18 protein-coding genes are annotated in these 19,300 nt (G+C 36.1%); 8 read left to right on the top strand and 10 right to left on the bottom strand.

From position 1 onward, the window contains the following. Positions 1-210, bottom strand: a 210-nt coding sequence (locus tag A3I7_RS0104025) for an IS630 transposase-related protein (RefSeq protein ID WP_018375496.1), incomplete at its 3' end; no start/stop codon positions are given. 349 nt (positions 211-559) lie between these two features. On the opposite strand from A3I7_RS0104025, the gene A3I7_RS0104030 reads away from it, so the two are divergent. From A3I7_RS0104030 to A3I7_RS0104055, 5 genes are all read left to right on the top strand, one after another. Further along, positions 560-2,017 carry a biotin/lipoyl attachment domain-containing protein gene (locus tag A3I7_RS0104030; RefSeq protein WP_018375497.1) on the top strand — a complete coding sequence of 486 codons (1,458 nt, stop codon included), beginning with the start codon at positions 560-562 and terminating at the stop codon, positions 2,015-2,017. A 242-nt stretch (positions 2,018-2,259) separates the two neighbouring features. Beyond that, entirely contained in the window at positions 2,260-2,958 is a 699-nt protein-coding gene (locus A3I7_RS0104040) for a GntR family transcriptional regulator (protein ID WP_018375499.1), read from the top strand. Positions 2,959-3,152: 194 nt separating this feature from the next. Then, positions 3,153-3,485 (top strand): putative DNA-binding protein, encoded by a 333-nt coding sequence (locus tag A3I7_RS0104045; RefSeq protein ID WP_018375500.1) that lies wholly within the window; start codon positions 3,153-3,155, stop codon positions 3,483-3,485. 152 nt (positions 3,486-3,637) lie between these two features. Continuing rightward, the gene (gene ffh / locus A3I7_RS0104050; RefSeq protein WP_018375501.1) at positions 3,638-5,203 is read left to right on the top strand and encodes a signal recognition particle protein; all 1,566 of its coding nucleotides are present in this window, start codon (positions 3,638-3,640) and stop codon (positions 5,201-5,203) included. 279 nt (positions 5,204-5,482) lie between these two features. After that, complete coding sequence (locus A3I7_RS0104055) at positions 5,483-6,568, top strand: iron-containing alcohol dehydrogenase family protein (protein WP_018375502.1); 1,086 nt, start codon at positions 5,483-5,485, stop codon at positions 6,566-6,568. 159 nt (positions 6,569-6,727) lie between these two features. Here A3I7_RS0104055 and A3I7_RS14490 read toward each other — a convergent pair whose 3' ends face one another. Next, complete coding sequence (locus A3I7_RS14490; RefSeq protein WP_245538837.1) at positions 6,728-7,159, bottom strand: helix-turn-helix domain-containing protein; 432 nt, start codon at positions 7,157-7,159, stop codon at positions 6,728-6,730. Positions 7,160-7,424: 265 nt separating this feature from the next. Here A3I7_RS14490 and A3I7_RS13580 point away from each other — a divergent pair, with 265 nt between their 5' ends. After that, positions 7,425-7,769, top strand: coding sequence for an ATP-binding cassette domain-containing protein (locus A3I7_RS13580; protein WP_018375503.1), 345 nt, complete (start codon positions 7,425-7,427; stop codon positions 7,767-7,769). Positions 7,770-7,900: 131 nt separating this feature from the next. Beyond that, positions 7,901-8,971 (top strand): tyrosine recombinase XerS, encoded by a 1,071-nt coding sequence (gene xerS / locus A3I7_RS0104070; RefSeq protein WP_018375504.1) that lies wholly within the window; start codon positions 7,901-7,903, stop codon positions 8,969-8,971. Between the two features lie 51 nt (positions 8,972-9,022). Here the strand turns inward: xerS and A3I7_RS0104075 are convergent, their stop codons facing one another. The 4 genes from A3I7_RS0104075 to A3I7_RS0104090 all read right to left on the bottom strand — a co-directional run bounded on the left by A3I7_RS0104075 (position 9,023) and on the right by A3I7_RS0104090 (position 13,539). Continuing rightward, the gene (locus tag A3I7_RS0104075; protein WP_018375505.1) at positions 9,023-9,961 is read right to left on the bottom strand and encodes a sensor histidine kinase; all 939 of its coding nucleotides are present in this window, start codon (positions 9,959-9,961) and stop codon (positions 9,023-9,025) included. Next, positions 9,958-10,623 carry a response regulator transcription factor gene (locus A3I7_RS0104080; RefSeq protein ID WP_026217120.1) on the bottom strand — a complete coding sequence of 222 codons (666 nt, stop codon included), beginning with the start codon at positions 10,621-10,623 and terminating at the stop codon, positions 9,958-9,960. Before A3I7_RS0104080 ends, A3I7_RS0104075 begins: the two co-directional genes overlap by 4 nt. Before the next feature lie 145 nt (positions 10,624-10,768). Then, on the bottom strand, positions 10,769-12,784 hold the full coding sequence (locus tag A3I7_RS0104085; RefSeq protein WP_018375507.1) for an ABC transporter permease: 2,016 nt from the start codon (positions 12,782-12,784) through the stop codon (positions 10,769-10,771). 2 nt (positions 12,785-12,786) lie between these two features. Next, positions 12,787-13,539 (bottom strand): ABC transporter ATP-binding protein, encoded by a 753-nt coding sequence (locus tag A3I7_RS0104090; protein WP_018375508.1) that lies wholly within the window; start codon positions 13,537-13,539, stop codon positions 12,787-12,789. 482 nt (positions 13,540-14,021) lie between these two features. Here A3I7_RS0104090 and A3I7_RS0104100 point away from each other — a divergent pair, with 482 nt between their 5' ends. Beyond that, entirely contained in the window at positions 14,022-14,528 is a 507-nt protein-coding gene (locus A3I7_RS0104100) for a PASTA domain-containing protein (protein ID WP_018375510.1), read from the top strand. Positions 14,529-14,566: 38 nt separating this feature from the next. Here the strand turns inward: A3I7_RS0104100 and A3I7_RS0104105 are convergent, their stop codons facing one another. The 4 genes from A3I7_RS0104105 to A3I7_RS0104120 all read right to left on the bottom strand — a co-directional run. Next, positions 14,567-15,016 carry a GtrA family protein gene (locus tag A3I7_RS0104105; RefSeq protein ID WP_018375511.1) on the bottom strand — a complete coding sequence of 150 codons (450 nt, stop codon included), beginning with the start codon at positions 15,014-15,016 and terminating at the stop codon, positions 14,567-14,569. A 27-nt stretch (positions 15,017-15,043) separates the two neighbouring features. Then, entirely contained in the window at positions 15,044-17,977 is a 2,934-nt protein-coding gene (pgfM1, locus tag A3I7_RS0104110; RefSeq protein ID WP_033418539.1) for a glycosyltransferase PgfM1, read from the bottom strand. Between the two features lies 1 nt (position 17,978). Continuing rightward, a complete protein-coding gene (pgfS, locus tag A3I7_RS0104115; RefSeq protein ID WP_018375513.1) occupies positions 17,979-18,938 on the bottom strand; it encodes a glycosyltransferase PgfS in 960 nt (319 codons plus the stop codon). A gap of 149 nt (positions 18,939-19,087) precedes the next feature. Beyond that, the coding region (locus A3I7_RS0104120; protein WP_026217122.1) for an LPXTG cell wall anchor domain-containing protein at positions 19,088-19,300 on the bottom strand (213 nt) is incomplete at its 5' end.

Below are 19,300 nucleotides of genomic sequence, written 5' to 3' on the forward strand. Positions count from 1 at the left end.
TTCAAGATAGTTCTTTAATTTTTCTCTATCAATTTTTCTTGGTTTGGTTCCCTTAACTTGGTGATGAAGGTCGCCAGTAGTCTCCATTAATTTTAGCCATTGATAGATGGTGTTGCGTGAAATATCGAAAACAACAGATGCTTCAGTAATACTGCCGGTTTTCTCACAGTATGCGAGAACTTTTTTACGAAAATCTAATGAATATGCCATAAATACATTATATCACAAAATGTACTGTTTTTGTTTCATTTTACTATATTACGACTGTTAGAGTAAACATAGCACTAATAGATGAAAAAATTCTAATTGTCGCAAAAAATTCTTATATACGAAAGCAAGTGCAAATACACTTAATAATGCTCTAAAAATCTTTCCTTTCATAATGGTTTTCTCCAAAGTTAAGCACATTAGATAAAATAAGCCTAACCTAGCTTACAGTTGAATTGTAAACCTTTTCAAAAAATATCAAGTATTTATCTGCAACAATTTCAACGAAATGCTATTTTTGTCTGAAAAATAGTTTTGTGATAAAATAGTGGGACAAGAAAGTGAGGTCGTGATGCGAGGTAAGCACCAAAAAAGAAAAGGTCTTTTCCGAAAGGGGGAATTGATAGCTCTAGGAGTGATGATTAGTTTTGTTCTCATCTTATTTGCTGTTACAGGAAGTTTCGCAGTAATTAAAAATACTTTTTTTCCCCAACACAATCTTGCAACCTTCAAAACAGGTCAATCAGTTCAAATTATTAGCGATGATAAGACAAATAAACTTGAAAAATATAAAAATTGGATAGGCGAGATTACCTCAATTACTGCTAAGCAGACTAACAAAAAATACCTCTACACTTATCGGATTACATTTGACAACGGGAAAGTACTCAAGGCTGTTAAGGCTAAGTTTTTAAAAAATGCGCCAAAAGCTGCCTATTCTAAAAACACTCTTATTCAAATTGCATCTAATGCAGAAACCGATAGTGATGGCTATAGTCTAGTGGAATTTCGAGGGAAAGTAGCGCACATTGATAAAGTCCATCCAAATTATGCCAATAATGATGGCGGCTACTTGTATGATGTTAGTCTTAAGGAGGATGGCAGAACAATCACTAACATTACAGAATCTGCCCTGACTATCTTGTATCAAATAGCTTTAAAACAAGATAATTCTGCCAGTCAAAACAATGAGGCATTACGTCAAGCTTTTGACTATGCTAGAGCACATCCAGAAACTATACTGGCTTTTCCTAGCGGAAAATTCGATATTGGTAGTTCTAATCCTGAAAAGGATTATCAACAATTGCCATCTGATACTCAGCTTTATGGAAATGAGACGAAACTTAATATTCAAGGTCGAATATACTGGTTGGGATTTGCGACAGGAGCAGGAGCAACAGAAGGTGTGAAAAATTTTAGTATGTCCTATATTGACTTTATTGCTGATAATTTGACAGAGGGAAATCAATTCATGATAATGGCAAATCATGGCGATAATTGGCAAATAAAACACAATAGCTTTACCATGGTTCAGAAAAAAGGTAGCCATATATTTGACTTAGGTGGCTTACAAAATTCGATTTTTGATAGCAATCAATTCATTGGCTACGCACCAGAACTGACAGAAATTTCAGAAATTCCGAGCGGGTCCGACCTACATGATTATTACGCGGAGGCTATTCAAATAGATGCTTCAGACAATTCAGGAATTTGGGACGGTGGTATTTTACAACAAGTAGATGCGAATTACAGTCAAAATAACCCAAGTAAACAACTGAGTTCTAATATCACTATCAGTAATAATTCATTTTTACCATACAGTGATAGTGCTGGAAATATCATTGCCTATAGTGCAAGCATCGGGCAGCATTCCTCCGAAGTTGGTGAAATAACCGTTTATGGCAATACCTTTACATCTAGTCTAGTGAGTCGATATCCTGAGGCTCAAACTGAGTGGGTCATGAAACCAATTCATTTCCCTGAAATTTCAGTCTCTAAAGTCGTTAGCTATGATAATATAACAAATTAGAGAATTAAGAACCTGTATTCACAAATGAAGTGCTTATAGTTAAGAGATAGTTTTTTGCTAATCAAGGCAGTTTTTTGAGAGGAGAATACTGACTGTATTAAAAAATAACTAACAATGAGTAGCACAAAACTAGCCTTAGATAAAAGTGCTGAACTGTGGATACAGGTTCTTAAAAAAACAGCTCTGCTATTTTTTAAGAAATATGATAAAATAAGGCGTAGAAACGTACTAAGGAGAGCAAAATGATCCCAGCTTATGTCAAAATTCACGATGCCATCCGAAAGGAAATTGAAGAGGGAATTTGGAAGATTGGACAACGTTTACCAAGCGAACGAGATTTGGCGGATGTTTATGAAGTTAGCCGAATGACTTTACGTCAAGCAATCACGCTTTTGGTTGATGAAGGTATTTTGGAGCGTCGAGTGGGAAGTGGAACTTATGTCTCAGGACGACGTGTACAGGAAAAAATGCGTGGAACAACTAGTTTTACTGAAATTGTTAGAGCTCAGGGTAAAACACCATCGTCACAATTGATTTCCTATCAGAAAAAACTTGCCAGCGAAGATGAAATCAAGCGTTTAGAATTGCGTCCGACCGATTTTGTTGTCCGTATGGAGCGCGTGCGGTTCGCGGATAAAATCCCATTGGTATTTGAAGTAGCCTCAATTCCTGAGAAATTGATTCGCCAATTTAAACGTGAAGAAATTACGGAGCACTTTTTTCAGACATTAACAGACAATGGCTTTGAAATCGGGAAAAGTCAGCGAACCATTTATGCCAAAAATGCTAGCGAGCGCGTAGCTAACTTCCTAACAATTCCCAAAGGACAAGCAGTATTGGCTTTGACACAAGTTTCCTACTTTACAAATGGTCAACCTTTTGAGTATGTTCACAGCCAGTATGTCGGAGATCGTTTTGAATTTTATTTGGAAAATAACTAAGTGATGAATTTTACATAATTATATTTACGTAAAATAGCAAAGAATCAAGGAGGCGCTTTTTGAATGTTGTTTACATAAATTTAATTACGTTAAATTATATTCAACCCCTTTTTCAGCATGGCATCCTATATTTCCCAAAGAAACATACTAATTCAGACTATAAAAAATAGTAAGATTATGGTAGAATAAAGCTTATGGAAATTGAGAAAACCAATCGAATGAATGCTTTGTTCGAATTTTATGCAGCCTTGTTAACAGATAAGCAGATGAATTACATCGAGCTTTATTATGCTGATGATTACAGTCTTGCTGAAATTGCGGAAGAATTCGGTGTCAGCCGTCAAGCGGTCTATGATAATATTAAACGGACTGAAAAAATCTTAGAAGCTTACGAAATGAAGTTACACATGTATTCGGATTACATTGTGCGGAGTGAGATTTTTGACGACATCATTGGTAAATATCCCGATGACAACTTTCTTCAGGAAAAAATCGCCATTCTGATGAGTATTGATAATCGCGATTAAAAATAGCAGAGGCAGATATTTTACATGAGAATGATGACTAAAATATTGTGAAAGGAAAAATGAGTGCTGTGTTCAGATGAACTAAGCTAGGCAATTGTGAAGAGATACGTTTTATTCATTTCGATTGCACTTAGCCGCTCAAGTATTTAATTATGGCATTTGAAAGTTTAACAGAACGCTTACAAGGCGTTTTCAAAAATTTACGTGGTAAGAAAAAACTCTCTGAAAAAGACGTTCAAGAAGTCACAAAAGAGATTCGTTTAGCCCTCCTTGAGGCGGACGTTGCTCTTCCTGTTGTCAAAACCTTCATCAAACGTGTTCGAGAACGAGCTGTCGGGCATGAAATCATTGATACGCTTGACCCAACGCAACAAATCGTTAAAATTGTCAACGAAGAATTGACGGAGATTTTAGGTTCTGAAACTGCAGAAATTGAAAAATCACCTAAAATCCCAACGATCATCATGATGGTCGGACTTCAAGGAGCTGGTAAAACAACATTTGCAGGAAAATTAGCTAATAAGCTCATTAAGGAAGAAAATGCTCGTCCTATGATGATTGCGGCTGATATTTATCGTCCCGCAGCCATCGACCAGTTAAAAACACTAGGTCAGCAGATTAATGTTCCAGTATTTGACATGGGAACTGACCACTCGGCTGTTGAAATCGTGGCAAATGGGTTAGCGCAAGCGCGCGAAAATCGCAACGACTATGTATTGATTGATACCGCTGGTCGTTTGCAGATTGATGAAAAACTCATGGAAGAACTTCGTGATGTCAAGGCTCTAGCACAACCAAATGAAATTCTTCTTGTTATTGATAGCATGATTGGTCAGGAAGCCGCTAATGTTGCGGCTGAATTCCATAAACAATTGGAAATCACTGGGGTTATTTTAACCAAAATTGATGGAGATACCCGTGGTGGTGCAGCGCTTTCTGTTCGTGAAATCACCGGTAAACCAATCAAATTCACTGGTACTGGCGAAAAAATCACTGATATCGAAACATTCCACCCAGACCGCATGGCCAGCCGTATTCTCGGCATGGGCGACCTTTTGACCCTTATCGAAAAAGCTTCGCAGGAATATGATGAGAAAAAATCACTGGAACTCGCTGAAAAGATGCGTGAAAACACCTTTGATTTCAATGATTTCATCGATCAGCTTGATCAAGTTCAAAATATGGGACCGATGGAAGATTTGCTAAAAATGATTCCTGGTATGGCTAACAATCCCGCTCTTAAAAATTTCAAAGTTGATGAGCGTGAAATCGCCCGCAAACGTGCCATCGTATCATCTATGACTCCTGAAGAGCGTGAAAATCCTGATTTACTTAATCCAAGTCGCAGACGACGTATCGCTGCAGGTTCTGGAAACAGTTTTGTTGAGGTTAATAAATTCATCAAGGACTTTAACCAAGCTAAAAGTATGATGCAAGGTGTTATGTCTGGAGATATGGATAAAGCTATGCGCCAAATGGGAATTAACCCTAACAATATGCCTAAAAACCTCCCTAACATGGATGGCATGGATATGTCAGCCCTTGAAGGTATGATGGGACAAGGCGGTATGCCAGATTTATCTGCTTTGAGTGGTAATATGGATACGAGCCAAATGTTTGGTGGTGGTCTAAAAGGAAAAGTCGGACAATTTGCCATGAAACAAGCTATGAAGCGTCAGGCTAATAAAATTAAGAAAGCTAAGAAAAAACGCAAATAGAAAAAAGAAGGAGAACACTTGTTACATTCGAGTGCTCTCTTTGTTTTTAATAATTTGAGCTATTCAAAGAAAATCAAAATCTAATATGAAATGAGCCACTGCCCCAAAACCGATAACTAGCAAGTGACATCATCAGTTTTGGATGATCCTTGTAGCTGTATGCAGTTATACAAATGCTAAATATTTCAATAGTGCTGATAAATTAATTTTAAAAAAATAGTATATATTTTCAAAATAGGTGTATAATAATGATAATACTTTAGAAAAAGAGGTTTTAATATGACAACAACAATTATGTCAAATTATAGTTATGGTGTAGATGCATACAAAGAATTACCAGACGTTCTCAAAAAGTATGACTTTAAGAAGATTGCTTTTATTGGAGGAGAAAATGCCTTAGCAAGTGCTGAGAAGGAAGTTCGACAAGTGCTAGAAGGTACTTCCTATGATATTTTAACAAGTCTAGTATATGGTGAAAATTCTACTCTAGCTACCATTGAGCGGTTAGCTGCTGATGAAAATGTCCAAAAAGCAGATGTTATTTTTGGTTTTGGTGGTGGTAGAGCACTAGATACAACTAAAATGGTCGCAAAAACACTAGATAAGCCTGTATTTACCTTTCCAACCATTTGTTCCAATTGTTCAGCAGGAACAGCTATCGCTGTTGTTTACAATGAAGACCATTCTGTCAACTCATATGGCTATCCCGATGCTCCGTTGCATATTTTTATCAATACTCGTATTATTGCGGAAGCACCAACCAAATACTTTTGGGCAGGGATTGCAGATGGTATTTCAAAAGCGCCAGAAGTTGAACACGCCTCAGATGAGGCTCTAAAAAAAGGACAAATCCTGTCACATACAGCAACCTTGGGACGCGCAATTGCCTTATCATCTAAGGAAGCCTTTTATCGTTACGGTGAAGAAGCCATGAAAGATGTGGAAAGCAATCGTGCTAGCAAGGCTGTCGAAGAAATCGCCCTTGATATCATTGTCTCAACAGGATATGCCTCAAATCTAGTTAATCAACCAGACTTTTATTACAATTCTGCCCACGCTCATGCTTTTTATAACGCCACTATGTCAATCCCTCGTCAGGGAGAATATTTGCACGGTGTGGTAGTTTCGTTTGGTGTCTTAGTCCTTCATGCTTATTATGATGAAATGGATGAACTTACACAAGTAACTGAATTTAATAGAAAGCTAGGCCTTCCAGTTACCTTGGAAGATTTAGGGCTAGAAGAAAAAGATGTTCCTAAAATTGTTGAAGTTGCAATGACGACAAATGAATACAAAAATACACCGTTTGATCCGGAAAAATACAAACAGGCAATCCTAATAGCAGATCAATTGGGAAGAAAATGAAATTATTACTCCTTCGCATACTCAAGAAAAGAATACATTTGAGTATGGAAGGATAAATTTATAAATAGGCTCTACAATCTTTGTTACGAAGTTCTCGACAAGATTGTAGAGCCTATTTTTGACTTTGAAATCAGCCTTTAGTTTAGCCTCTGTCACGAATTAACTGTTATTTTGTAATTGACAAGTCGGATTACAACAAGTGTCACAAGGGAGTCTTGTTGAAAGAAGAGTTGTTTGCTTTTTCAATTCATGAGGATAAACACCTATATATTTTTTGAAAAGGCTTGAAAAACGACTATGTGATTTATAACCGACAGCATTAGCAACCTCTTTAATCTCTAATTGCGTTGTTGTTAACAAATGCTCAGCCAAGTTCATGCGTTGCTCTTGAATATACTCAGTGATTGTCATGTTATATTTGAATTTAAATAGATTTTTTAGCTTTTTCTTACTCATCATAGCGATTTTTGCTAGTAAATCTTGGGGGATAGTGGTGATCAAATGATCATTGATGTAATGTTTGACATTATCCAGGGCTTGAATTATCGTCAGGGTTAATCTTTTTCTCTTTTTGTTGACTATAGTAATCATTGATGATTATGCTTAGCCACTCTTTCGCTTTGACTTCGTAAAAAAGTTCACTCCCTACGGATGAAATCTTATAATTGAAAATTTCATCAGCAATTTTACTTATCTTATCACTAATAAAACATTTCGTTTCTTGGAAAATTTGAAAAATCAGCTCTTGACTTAATTCGTATTGTCCAACTAAATAGTCATCAATTATTTTTTGTGTGAAGTGTACATTAAGAATATGATAGTTAGAATGTTTATGTAGGTGGAATTGAAGCGATTGATGATGATTGAAAAAGACACGGAAATTTCCATTGTTAGCGATAACAAGAAAACTAAAAAAGATGCGCTCACCCAGTTTTGTTTGAGCGATAAGCTGGAAAGACATCCGCAAAGTTTATCAGGAGGAGAAAAGCAACGTTTGTTATTAGCCATGGCAACAGCATCAAACAAACCAATTGTGATTTTAGATGAGCCAACAAGTGGGCTTTGCAGAAGACAAATGGAGCGTATGGTTGAGGATTTACATGAAATGGCAAAATCAGGAAAATTGATAATCGTTGTAACACATGATTTCGAACTTATCAAAACCTGTAGTAAAGGAAGAATCATTGAATTCGTTGAATAATTTGATGCCCCTCATATTATTTGTGTGAGAGGGGTATTTCCCCTTAACATCTTTCCGAAAAACTGTAATTTTCTTGAAACTTATCTAGGGTTATGTTATACTACTTATATAGTTAAAATCAGGAGGAAATCATGCGACGTGATTTATTGCTTGAAAAAATTGAACAATTAAAAGAAATTATGCCTTGGTATGTCTTAGACTATTACCAATCAAAACTTTCAGTTCCTTATAGTTTCACAACTTTATATGAGTATCTAAAAGAATATCGACGATTCTTGGAATGGCTGATTGATTCTGGAATTTCAGATGTTAATAAAATTGCTGACGTTGAATTGACTACTTTAGAACATTTATCAAAAAAGGATATGGAATCTTTTATCCTTTATCTGCGTGAACGTCCATCACTCAATACCTATTCAACCAAACAAGGCGTCTCTCAAACAACTATTAATCGTACTCTGGCTGCCCTCTCTAGTCTCTTTAAATATTTGACTGAAGAGGTTGAAAATACAGACGGTGAACCTTATTTCTATCGAAATGTTATGAATAAAGTATCCACCAAGAAGAAAAAAGAAACCTTGGCAGCTCGTGCTGAAAATATTAAACAAAAACTCTTTTTAGGTGATGAAACGATGGCATTTTTGGACTATATAGATTGTGAATATGAGAACAAACTTTCCAATCGGGCCAAATCATCTTTCCGAAAAAATAAGGAACGTGACTTAGCGATAATCGCCCTACTGCTAGCGTCTGGGGTTCGTCTATCTGAAGCAGTCAATCTTGACCTCAAAGACCTCAATCTTAATATGATGGTTATTGAAGTCACCCGAAAAGGTGGTAAGCGAGATTCTGTCAATGTTGCTTCTTTTGCTAAACCCTACTTGGAAAAATACCTTCACATTCGCAAATCCCGATATAAAGCTGAAAAACAGGATTTTGCACTTTTTTTAACAGAATATCGTGGTGTACCAAACCGCATTGATGCTTCAAGTGTTGAAAAAATGGTTGGAAAGTATTCTCAAGATTTTAAAATTCGAGTAACTCCCCATAAATTACGTCACACTCTTGCCACACGTCTATACGATGCTACAAAGTCTCAAGTTTTAGTCAGTCATCAACTTGGCCATGCCTCAACTCAGGTTACAGACCTCTACACCCACATTGTTAATGATGAACAAAAAAATGCCTTGGATAAACTCTAAAAAACTACAGGAATACTTGTAGGTTTTTACGTAATTAAATTTATGTAAAAATTATCGCTTAATTAAAACTGTTGTTCCGTGGTCAACTTGACTACTAATGGAAATAACAAAGCCCAAACGATCCAAAACCTGTTTTGTCATGTAAAGTCCAAAGCCCGTAGCCTTCTGATGTTCATGACCATTGTAACCTGTAAAACCTTCCTCAAAAAGTCGAGGTAAATCTTCTTCTAGTATTCCAATGCCATGATCAATGATACTAATTTGACCTTGTGAAATATTGACTTGAATCACTGAATTTTTTTTAGAATACTTAATAGCGTTATCCAGAATTTGTGAAATAGCAAAGCTGAGCCATTTTTTATCCGTCTTTAAATACCAATCCCCATCAATATCAACAGACATTTGCTTTATTAAAAAAGAAATTCGGTATTTCTTAACTAGATCAGCAACCAAGTCACGCATAGAACATTCCTCAAAACGAAAATCATCCTTGTTTTGATTGAATTTAAGGTATGTCAAAAGCGTATCAAGATAATTTTCCAAACGTAAAAGTTGCTGCCTGACATCGCGTTTATTTAGGTGATCAGTTTGGCTCATCAAGGAAAGAGCTGAAATAGGAACCTTCATTTGATGCGTCCACATTTTTATCATACTTTGTAAATCTTCTATTTGAGATTTCTGAGTTAGCAATAGCTCTGCTTCTGCTTCTTTTTGCTTAGTAAGTAAATCGTGATAGGCTAAGTCTGAAGGCAAATGAAGTTCATTTAGCTCTTCTATGTAAATACCATTTTGTAGCGCAGCCATTTTTTTACGAAATTGCTGAAATTTCCATAAGCTAACCAATATTAACAAACAAAAGTTGAGGTAAAAGCTTGCTTTAAAATAGGCAAGGGGAAGATGGTAAAGATAAAAGGTCAAAAAATACAGCAAACTCAAACCGAGATAGATAGCATACCAAGCTATGTATTCTTTAAAAAATTTCCAAATCATTTGAGTAAATACCCCACTCCTCTCACAGTATGAATACGGTCAAATCCAAGCGGAGAAATCTTTTTACGTAAACGTGCCATATTAACACTTAAAGTGTTTTGATCAATAAAGCTATCATTTTCCCAAAGTTTTTCTAGTAATTCTTCTTTTGAAACAACCTGATTATGATGAGCGAAAAGAATTGCTAGAATTTTATTTTCCGTTGGAGACAAATTGATCTGATCCTGACCGTTTGATAGAATACCATCTCGACTGAGGCTGTATTGATCGATTTGATAAACATCACTGGTAAAATGCTGTGCACGACGCAAAAAAGCAGAAATCTTAGCATCCAGAATGGTCAATGAAAATGGTTTACAAATGAAATCATCTCCTCCCATATTTAAGGCCATAACTGCGTCCATTTCATCGCTACTAGACGAAATAAATATGATGGGCATGGTCATGCTCTTACGAATTTCTGTTGTCCAGTAAAAACCGTTAAAATAAGGGAGTGTGATATCCATCAAAACCAAATCTGGTTTGATGGTTTCTACCTCGTGACGAATATCGCGAAAATTGCTGACACTGAAAACGTCATAATGCTGTTTAAGATGGTCTTTTAACAAAGAAACGATGGTCGCATCGTCTTCAATAATATAAATCTTTTCTTGTTTCATCATGTTTCTATTTTACCAAAAAAGTGGCGAAAATCGCCACTTTTAATCTAAGAGAATCAAAATCAGATCAGTTGATGAATTACAGGCAGTACTGGATTTCATCAAATCAAATCGCTAGCGTCTGAACTTGATTCTCAAGGAATACTAGCTATCTTTCTACGAGTTTGTAGTAGGTTCGGCTTGTTACCTTATAGATGATAAAGTAAATTACCAGAATCCCTAAAATAGTCAAGCCGCTGATAGTGTAAAGCATTTTATCGCCTTGCACACCAAAAAGCAGGAGTAATTTCTTAAGAATTGGTAAAGCAAAGGCAAAATGCACAATAGAAATAGCGAGCGGCATGAAGAAAACCATGACAATCTGTGAATTAATCGTTTTCTTGACAGCCTTCAAACTCATCCCTACTTCTTGCAAAATTTTGTACGAGCGTTTGTCTTGATTGCCTTCTGAGAGTTGTTTGTAGTAGATAATCAAGGCCGCTCCCATCAAGAAAGCAGAACTTAATAAGAAACCTGTAAAGAGGAATCCTCCTGTTAATTGCAAACCTTCTTCTCGAAAAGCTTGCACGGTTGAGAAAATAGCGGCAGTTTCGTTACTGTCAACTACAATTGTACTGCTGTCAGGTTGAGATAATTTTCTGATAGCTTTCACTTGTTTGTTTGATAAGTCGGCGAAGGCCAGATAAGTATAACTAACTGGGTAGCGAACGTTAGGATTATAACTTTTGAGCATTTCATTGAGTGTTTCGTCATCAGCTACAACCACGATACCACCAGGAATACCAACATTCGCAATCTGAAGATTTGAAACATGGTTGATATTTTGAACGTTTTGATAGGTTTTACCCATCCAGTTTAACGTGTCAAAGGAAAGTGATTTATTTTGAGCATAGTCATAAAATGCAATTTGGTCTTTTGTTAAATTTGGTAACTTATTTCCAAGATTTCTAAAGTCATCTTGGGTGATAAATACCATTGCAGAAATACTTGAAAGCTTACTTAAATTTGATTGAGGATTTGACTTCAAGAAAGACTCATCCACAATCATCGTCTTCTTATCAGCAGCATATTGTCCAATGAAGGAAGTATATTTGTAGTGTTTGAAGACTTGGTTAAATGCTTCTCCATCTTTACCGAGAGCTGGCAGTACCTTTTTCTTGATAAGATTTTCAGCCTTTTCTGGGTCGCTAACATTTGGAAATTCAAACATCGCAGACTTTGGATAAGTCATTCGCGCTAAATTTTCTTGGCTACTGTAAAGTGCTACAGTAGAGAAAATGGTTACAAAGGCCATGATAGCCAATAGTGTGATGTTAGCAAGACCAACCGCATTTTGCTTCATGCGAAAAATCATCTGAGAGGTAGTGATGAAATGCTCTGGCTTGTAAAAATAAGCCTTGTTTTTACGGCGGCGTTTTAAATACCAAGTTAGAAAACTAATGTAAAAGAGATAGGTTCCAACGATGACCGCAAGGATAGCGATAAAGAATCGTTGAATACCTACTAAGGCACTCAGATTGGCTGATGACACAGACAGGTAATAGCCGTAACCAATAGCTGCTACTGAGATGAGAGCAAGAATCATATTTCCTCTTGGTTCACGTTCACCTTGACTTTGATTACTGAAAAGGTTGAGAGCTGATGTTTTGCGAATTTTGACAATGTTAACCAGCTCCAAAAGGAAGAAAATTGCTCCAAAGAGAATGATATTTCCCCCAAAGGCTATCGGGTTAAGAGAGAAATTAAGGTTATCATAATGAATAATATTAGCAAAAATCAAGTAGGCTAGATTAGATAAAATAGCACTCAAAATCGAACCAATGACAACGGTAACACCATAAATAAAAATTAACTCGATGGTTGAAACAGTCGTAATTTGACCTTTATTCATCCCTAGAATATTGTAGAGACCAAACTCCTGATTGCGCTGTTTGAGCAAGAAATTATAGCTATAGAGGCAGAGAATAGCTGAGAGAATGCAAAGAACGAAATAAGCCAGTCCCAAGGCATAAGCCCCCGTTCCCATTGAAGTTGCTGTCGGACTCGTCATAATGAGCAGAGTGATATTGTTAAAAACAAAGGTTGTCACACTGACTAGGAAAAATGGAGAAAAGTGTTTGAAAGATTGCTTAATATTGTTAATAGCAAGTTTGAGGTAAAACATGCTTACTCACCTCCCAAAAGTGCTGTCATAGCAAGGGAGATGTCCTTATTGAATTCTTGATTTGTTTTATTGCCGCGATAGAGTTGATGGAAAATACGTCCATCTTTAATAAAGAGAACACGCCTAGCATGGCTAGCTGCATTGGCAGAATGGGTCACCATAAGTAGAGTTTGACCATCATCGTTAATTTGTTCAAACAAATTAAGAAGATCTTCTGAATTACGATAATCCAGCGCAGCTGTTGGTTCATCAGCTAAAACAATCTGTGGATTTGTTATCAAACTACGTGCGATAGCAACGCGCTGCTTTTGTCCACCAGAAAGTTCAAAAGGTCGTTTATCCAGCAAATCTTGAATGCGCAATTTGGGTGCAAGTTGACTTAGGCGAGCTTCCATTTCTTTATAATTCTTACGGTCTAAAACCAGAGGCAAGAAGATATTGTCTCTGACGGACAAAGTATCTAACAGATTGAAATCTTGAAAAACAAAGCCTAAATTTTTAAGTCGGAATTCTGCAAGTTGGCTTTCCTTGATCTTGGTAATATCCTGACCATTCAGCAAAACAGAACCGTTGGTTGGCTTCTCCAGTGTGGCAAGAATATTAAGCAAAGTGGTTTTTCCGGAACCTGACTCTCCCATGATAGCAATGAATTCGCCTTGATCCACCTTGAAGTCCACGTCCTGTAATGCGCGTGTCACTTCTTTCGAAAAGCGCGTGCGAAAAACTTTTTCTAAATGATTGATTTCTAATAACATAATGTCTCCTTCTCTCATTATAACCTATTTTACAAAATAACAGATCTAAAATTTTTAAATAGTATTTAAATACTATCTTTGATGAAGAGGTCTTCTACCACTCCAGTACCATATTCCGAGGCTACAAATACCAACGATAATTATCAAAATAATGATAAGTGAACTATAAAAATTAATAGTTTCTTCTACTGCTTGAATGTGCATAAGATTACCCTCCTTACCAAACAAAAGATCTTAGTTACAGCATAGACTGATAAGCTAATACAACTTAATAATAGCCAAAACACAATTGTTGAACTTGTTTTAACAAAGTAACTCATCTAATCACCACCTTCCTCGATCTTACATCACTATTTTATCGAAAAATAGATTTTGTAACCTTACAAGACTTTCTTAGAATCTTACAATTTTGTAAGGTTTCTAGAAGGGAATTTGCTCACTTTTTGCTATAATAAAGAAAAGATTTCTTGTGAGGAAAAATTATGGCAAAATCAAAAAAATGGACCAAAGTACTGGGGACTGTCGGAAAAGTCATCTCCGTGCTGCCGGATACTACTGAAATTATTGGCAGGGCTATTGATAATACACGACCAATCATTGAAAAAGAATTGGACCGACACAATGATCGTAAAACTGCTTATACAGATTTGGATAATGTTATTCATCTTGATGTTCAGGATGCAACACAGATTTTAGAAAATCAAGGTTTTCTTGTACGTAGTATCACCGTTAACCCAAATGCAAAGTATGCAGATGCCCCGGCTAATCAAGTGATTAATATGTATCCGCGTAGCAAGACAGCAAAAATTGGCTCTTTAATCAAACTCTATTACGTAGATCAGGAAGTTCTTAACGCTTCTTCAATTCTCGCAAATGAACAACGCGAAAAGACAGAAAAATTAGGAAAGAAAGTTTTTGATTCCTTAAACGGTGCCAAAACTATCTTTGATAATAAGAAAAATCGCAAAGATGTAACACCTAAATCGTAAAATGAAATCCTCCTTCCGAATTGGAAAGAGGATTTTTACTACCTTTTTTGATCTTTAAAAACAAGCAGTTTACTAATGAGATAATTCGTTATCATGATAAGAATTTGGGAAAAATAGGTTTCAATCCGATTAATCCAAGTTAAGTCATGATGGACAAACTGACCGATAATCTCTGGAAATTGTTCCACAAAGAGGAATACCAAAATGATATCTAGAGCGAGAGTTGACAATCTTGCAAGAAAAAACTTAATAAACCGCTTGCCCCAACCATCTCGTTCTTGTGCAAAAACAAAATAATCATTAGTGAAAAAGGCAAATGTAATAGCAACTGCATTAGCTAGCAAGGCTGAAATAGTTGCCTCACGTGTCAAGGTGAAAAGGAGATCTCTTGAAACAATGTAAACAGCTGTTGTTAAAACTCCAAAAAACAGATATCTAAAAACCTCGGTTTTAATAAAAGTTTTAATTATAGAACTAATCTCTTTCATTTATCTCCTGCCTTACCTTCCCGTAAATTAACCAACTGATTTTTTGTCTATATAGTACATACTAACAACACTTGCCAAAGAAATCAAGCTCAGAATAGTCCCCACAACCAATCCTTGTGGGAAGAAATGCATTTCAATTTTATGTTTGCCTGAAGTAATCGGAAACGACATCAGACTATCCCATGATTTTTTGGTCATTACTTTTTTTCCATCAACCTCAACTGTCCATCCTTTACTATAAGGGATAGTGGTCATCATGACATTGCTGTCATCAGTAATATTTACCGTTCCTTTGACTGTCGTATCTGTCCATTCTGTAACTGTCATATTTTGCTTCAACCGCTCTGTTAGCACTCTCTTGATAGCATCATTGTCTGCACGGACAAGTCCTGCCCCATTCAAATTGACTCCATCCATTGAGTAGCGTAATTCAAGAACTGTTTCCTGCCCCTCAGTATTTGAAGTTAATTGCCAGAGTTGTCGTTGCCAGAAGCTTTTTTGATTAGTTAACCATTCATTATTAAGCAAAATGGAAAGATGTCCTTCTGCTTGATTCAATAGATATGGTGTTAAGAAATAATAGGTGTAACTACTTTTTGGAAGAATCTTATAACGAACAATACCAGGTTGACTTTTATCAATGCGGTTATAAACCGTTTCACCTTTATTGTTAGTTACCTCTTTCATATTTTCCATCTCAATCCCCGAAAAACCAAAAACTTGAAAATAATTGGTGTCATCTTTAGCATTTCCAGCCATTGAATTAAGAATGATATTTTGGTTAGCTACAGGATTATTAAGACCAAACTTAATGTTCTGTACAAGAGTATTTGTTCCAAAAGCAATAGAAAAGACATTTGGATTTTCATGAACAATAAATCGGTTGTCATCATACACAGTATTCGTATAATATTCTGGAATATCAAATCGTTTTGAATAACGTGTAAAGTACATTTTTTTAGGATTATTTTCAACATCCTCTTGAGAATAGTCTTTAATATCCATATAATAACGTACTCCATAAAGAGCATCTGTCAAAGCTGTTCCATCAGCATATTGAGTAGATGCATTAACTCCCACATCTCCCAGATAAGCAAATAGATTCATTGTAGAGCGCTCTAAACTTGAGCTAAAGCTACTAAGTCCTGGATAAGATAATAATGTTGGGGCTGTTTTTGAATAAGAGAAACTAGAACCAATTCGGTAAAATTTTGCCTTGGAATTTTCCTGAATACTGTCTGTTACACGCTTAACGGATGTTGTAGCATCGCTAAATTTATAGGCATCAGCATAGTATAAGGTCACTTGAGACAAATAGGCGTTATAGCCTAGTTCAAAGACTGTCACTACTGCTAAAACTGCCCATCCCAAACGTTTTGGCTGGAAATAAAAAGCCAGTAAAGCAATCAGCCAAGTCATAACAGTTAATGTCACCTGTGCCAACAAATAACCTTGCTGCAGTAAAAACACGCTTAATGGCAACACAATTATCAAAACAACCGTGAAAATAAGCTTAGCTTTTTGGGGCTGTTGCCACTTCTTCCATACCCAATAAAGAATTCCAACAACAAAAAGTGCTAAGAAAAAATAAATAAGTAGCTGATTGTGATTAACGAAATTTGTCACAAGTTTAGGCTGACTTTTGGAGATATAGGTATATTTTTGGCTTAAAACATAGATTGCAGAGGCAGCGAGGAAGATTAGGCCAATTCCAAAACCTTTTCGAGAAATTTTAGGATTTTCTTTAAAGGCTTGAAAAGCCAATAGAACCATGTAAAAGGATAAAATCCATGAAAAACGGAAGAAGAAACCTGCTGGGTTCTGTCCCATGTGCCAAATTTTACTAACGAATTCATTAACAAAAGAAACAAAGAAAATTAGTATTATAATACTAGTACCGATTTTCTGATTCTTATGAGCTTGAGCAAACTTGAAATAAAGAATACAACCAAGCATTGCCAATGCACCAATATAAATATTTGGCAAATTAGGTCCTGCTGACCATCCAGATGTTGTATCGAAACCACCAATCGTTAGTTTTGATAGAATATCCAGTGGGTTAATTTGTAAGGCAAAGGTAAAGGCCATGCCATCACCAACCTGCCCTTTACTTTGCATGAGGTTCAGTATAACTGGGTAAAGCAATACAGATACTAGTCCCACCCCTACAACAGAGTACATAAGAGCCTTTAAAAGGGGTTGTAGAAAATTAGCAATTTTCTTTTTCCAATCACCATCAATCGCTAGACGCGGTGAGACATAGCAACAGGCATACATAGCAACAAAGATACTAATCATATACCCCATATAAAATTGTAAAAGGAACGTCAATGCTAAAGTCCAGATATAACGAAAAGGCTTACCACCATCTAATAACTCTTCCAAAGCTATGATAACAAGAGGTAACATAATCATTGCATCGTAAAAAATAGGGTTCATCTGATAAGAAACTAGCATGCCAGACAAAGCATAGGCTGATGACATAATAGGCACTAACCAAGCCTTTGTTTCTAGTGCTCTGTAACGTTTTACCAAGAGATGACCAAAACTAAGTCCAATTACCCCATAACGAAGCCAGATTGTCAAGAATACTGCAAAACTAAATTTACTAAGCGGAGTCATAATATAGATAAGATTAAACGGACTCAGCAGATAGTATGCTAAGACACCAATCATATCTCCGCCTAGCGATTTTGTAAATGAGTAAAAGAAACCAGACCAATCCCCCGAAAGAATGGTTTCTTTTAAGAAGGCGTAAAAGCTGATATATTGTTGGCTGAAATCAACAGCCATAAGACTTTTATTCCCAAAAGGATACATTCCGATAAATAACCAAACCACTAAGATGATCATCATTGGAAGCATAGCACTGGCAACATAGGTGCTTATTTTCTTATGTTTTTTAATCCAACTTAACAACGGACTACACTTCTGTTGTATTTTATTCCATAAACTTTCCATTTTACCCCACTCTATCTTTCTTTGCTTGTTCAATATTTGTTTCTCCGACAATAAAATGCGGACGACGTTTAACTTCGTAATAAATCTTTCCGATATACTCTCCTAGAATACCAATAGAAATTAACTGAATACCACCAAAAAGAATAACGGCCGCTATTGTTGTAAAATAGCCACTAACTGTATGTCCTGGATTTGTGAAATAGCGGATAAATTCAACTAGCAGGTAAAGCAAGGCAATTGAAAGACTGACTAATCCGAACTGGACACAAACTCTCAAAGGCTTGTCATTGAAAGAGACAATTCCTTGAATGGCATAATTAAAAGACTTTTTAAAACCAAATTTACTTTTTCCTGCTACTCTTACTTGGTTTTTATATTTGATGACTTTTTCTTTGAAACCAATCCATTCATATAGTCCCTTATTAAAACGATTGTATTCTGGTAAGGCTATAAAAGTTTCAACAGCACGTCGGCTAAGCAAACGTAATTCAGACTTTCCATCTGTTAATTTAACATCCATTGAATGATTGGAGACATCATAAAAAAGTTTGGCAAAAAGAGATGACAGCTTTGATTCCCCTGTCCTATCTCGCTGTCCACTTACGATATCGTAGCCTTCCTTATAAGCAGCAACAAATTTTGGAATGAGACTTGGTGGATGTTGGAGATCACCATCCATTACCATAACTGCATCACCAGTTGCATATTTGAAACCTGCCAAAATTCCACCTTCACGTCCAAAATTTCGACTTAGACTGATATAGCGTACTTTTGAATTTTCAGTAGCGATTCCTTCTATCAACTTCAAAGTTGCATCACTAGAACCATCATCAATATAAAGTAATTCATAATCAGAAAGTTCTTTTCCTAACATACTGTCTAATTGCTTAGACATTTCAATATGTGTTCTAGTTAGGATTTTTTCTTCATTGAAAAAAGTAATCAATAAGGATAGTTTCATTCGACTGCCTTTCTTTGGTTATATAACTTTTCTAAAAGGAACAAACATAACTTAATCTTTACCTACATTAGGCACCCTTATGTTTGCTCCTTTTAAAAAAGAGAGAAGCAAAATGCTCTCTCTTACAACATCAGCCTAGACACTTATGATTAAGCGTTTTTAGATCTGCGATAGTATACCACTGCTGCTACAATTGCTGCTACAAGAACAATAACTCCTAAAACAGTCGCCACAAGTCCACCTTTTTCACCTGTCGATGGAAGACCTGGTTTTTTAGGTTTGCTAGTAGTTGTTGTTTCTGGTTGGTTTGGTTTCTCACCTGTAGTAGTTGTAGTCGTTGTAGTTGGCTCTTCTGAAGTAGT

This window comes from Streptococcus orisratti DSM 15617, from assembly GCF_000380105.1.
GTDB lineage: Bacteria > Bacillota > Bacilli > Lactobacillales > Streptococcaceae > Streptococcus > Streptococcus orisratti.

Coding starts and splice junctions, on each gene's coding strand:
- pgfS (WP_018375513.1), bottom strand. CDS start 18,938: ATGAAACTATCCTTATTGATTACTTTTTTCAATGAAGAAAAAATCCTA.
- A3I7_RS13580 (WP_018375503.1), top strand. CDS start 7,425: ATGATGATTGAAAAAGACACGGAAATTTCCATTGTTAGCGATAACAAG.
- A3I7_RS0104080 (WP_026217120.1), bottom strand. CDS start 10,623: ATGATGAAACAAGAAAAGATTTATATTATTGAAGACGATGCGACCATC.
- ffh (WP_018375501.1), top strand. CDS start 3,638: ATGGCATTTGAAAGTTTAACAGAACGCTTACAAGGCGTTTTCAAAAAT.
- A3I7_RS0104090 (WP_018375508.1), bottom strand. CDS start 13,539: ATGTTATTAGAAATCAATCATTTAGAAAAAGTTTTTCGCACGCGCTTT.
- A3I7_RS0104075 (WP_018375505.1), bottom strand. CDS start 9,961: ATGATTTGGAAATTTTTTAAAGAATACATAGCTTGGTATGCTATCTAT.
- pgfM1 (WP_033418539.1), bottom strand. CDS start 17,977: ATGGAAAGTTTATGGAATAAAATACAACAGAAGTGTAGTCCGTTGTTA.
- A3I7_RS14490 (WP_245538837.1), bottom strand. CDS start 7,159: ATGATTACTATAGTCAACAAAAAGAGAAAAAGATTAACCCTGACGATA.
- A3I7_RS0104100 (WP_018375510.1), top strand. CDS start 14,022: ATGGCAAAATCAAAAAAATGGACCAAAGTACTGGGGACTGTCGGAAAA.
- A3I7_RS0104030 (WP_018375497.1), top strand. CDS start 560: ATGCGAGGTAAGCACCAAAAAAGAAAAGGTCTTTTCCGAAAGGGGGAA.
- A3I7_RS0104105 (WP_018375511.1), bottom strand. CDS start 15,016: ATGAAAGAGATTAGTTCTATAATTAAAACTTTTATTAAAACCGAGGTT.
- A3I7_RS0104055 (WP_018375502.1), top strand. CDS start 5,483: ATGACAACAACAATTATGTCAAATTATAGTTATGGTGTAGATGCATAC.
- xerS (WP_018375504.1), top strand. CDS start 7,901: ATGCGACGTGATTTATTGCTTGAAAAAATTGAACAATTAAAAGAAATT.
- A3I7_RS0104040 (WP_018375499.1), top strand. CDS start 2,260: ATGATCCCAGCTTATGTCAAAATTCACGATGCCATCCGAAAGGAAATT.
- A3I7_RS0104045 (WP_018375500.1), top strand. CDS start 3,153: ATGGAAATTGAGAAAACCAATCGAATGAATGCTTTGTTCGAATTTTAT.
- A3I7_RS0104085 (WP_018375507.1), bottom strand. CDS start 12,784: ATGTTTTACCTCAAACTTGCTATTAACAATATTAAGCAATCTTTCAAA.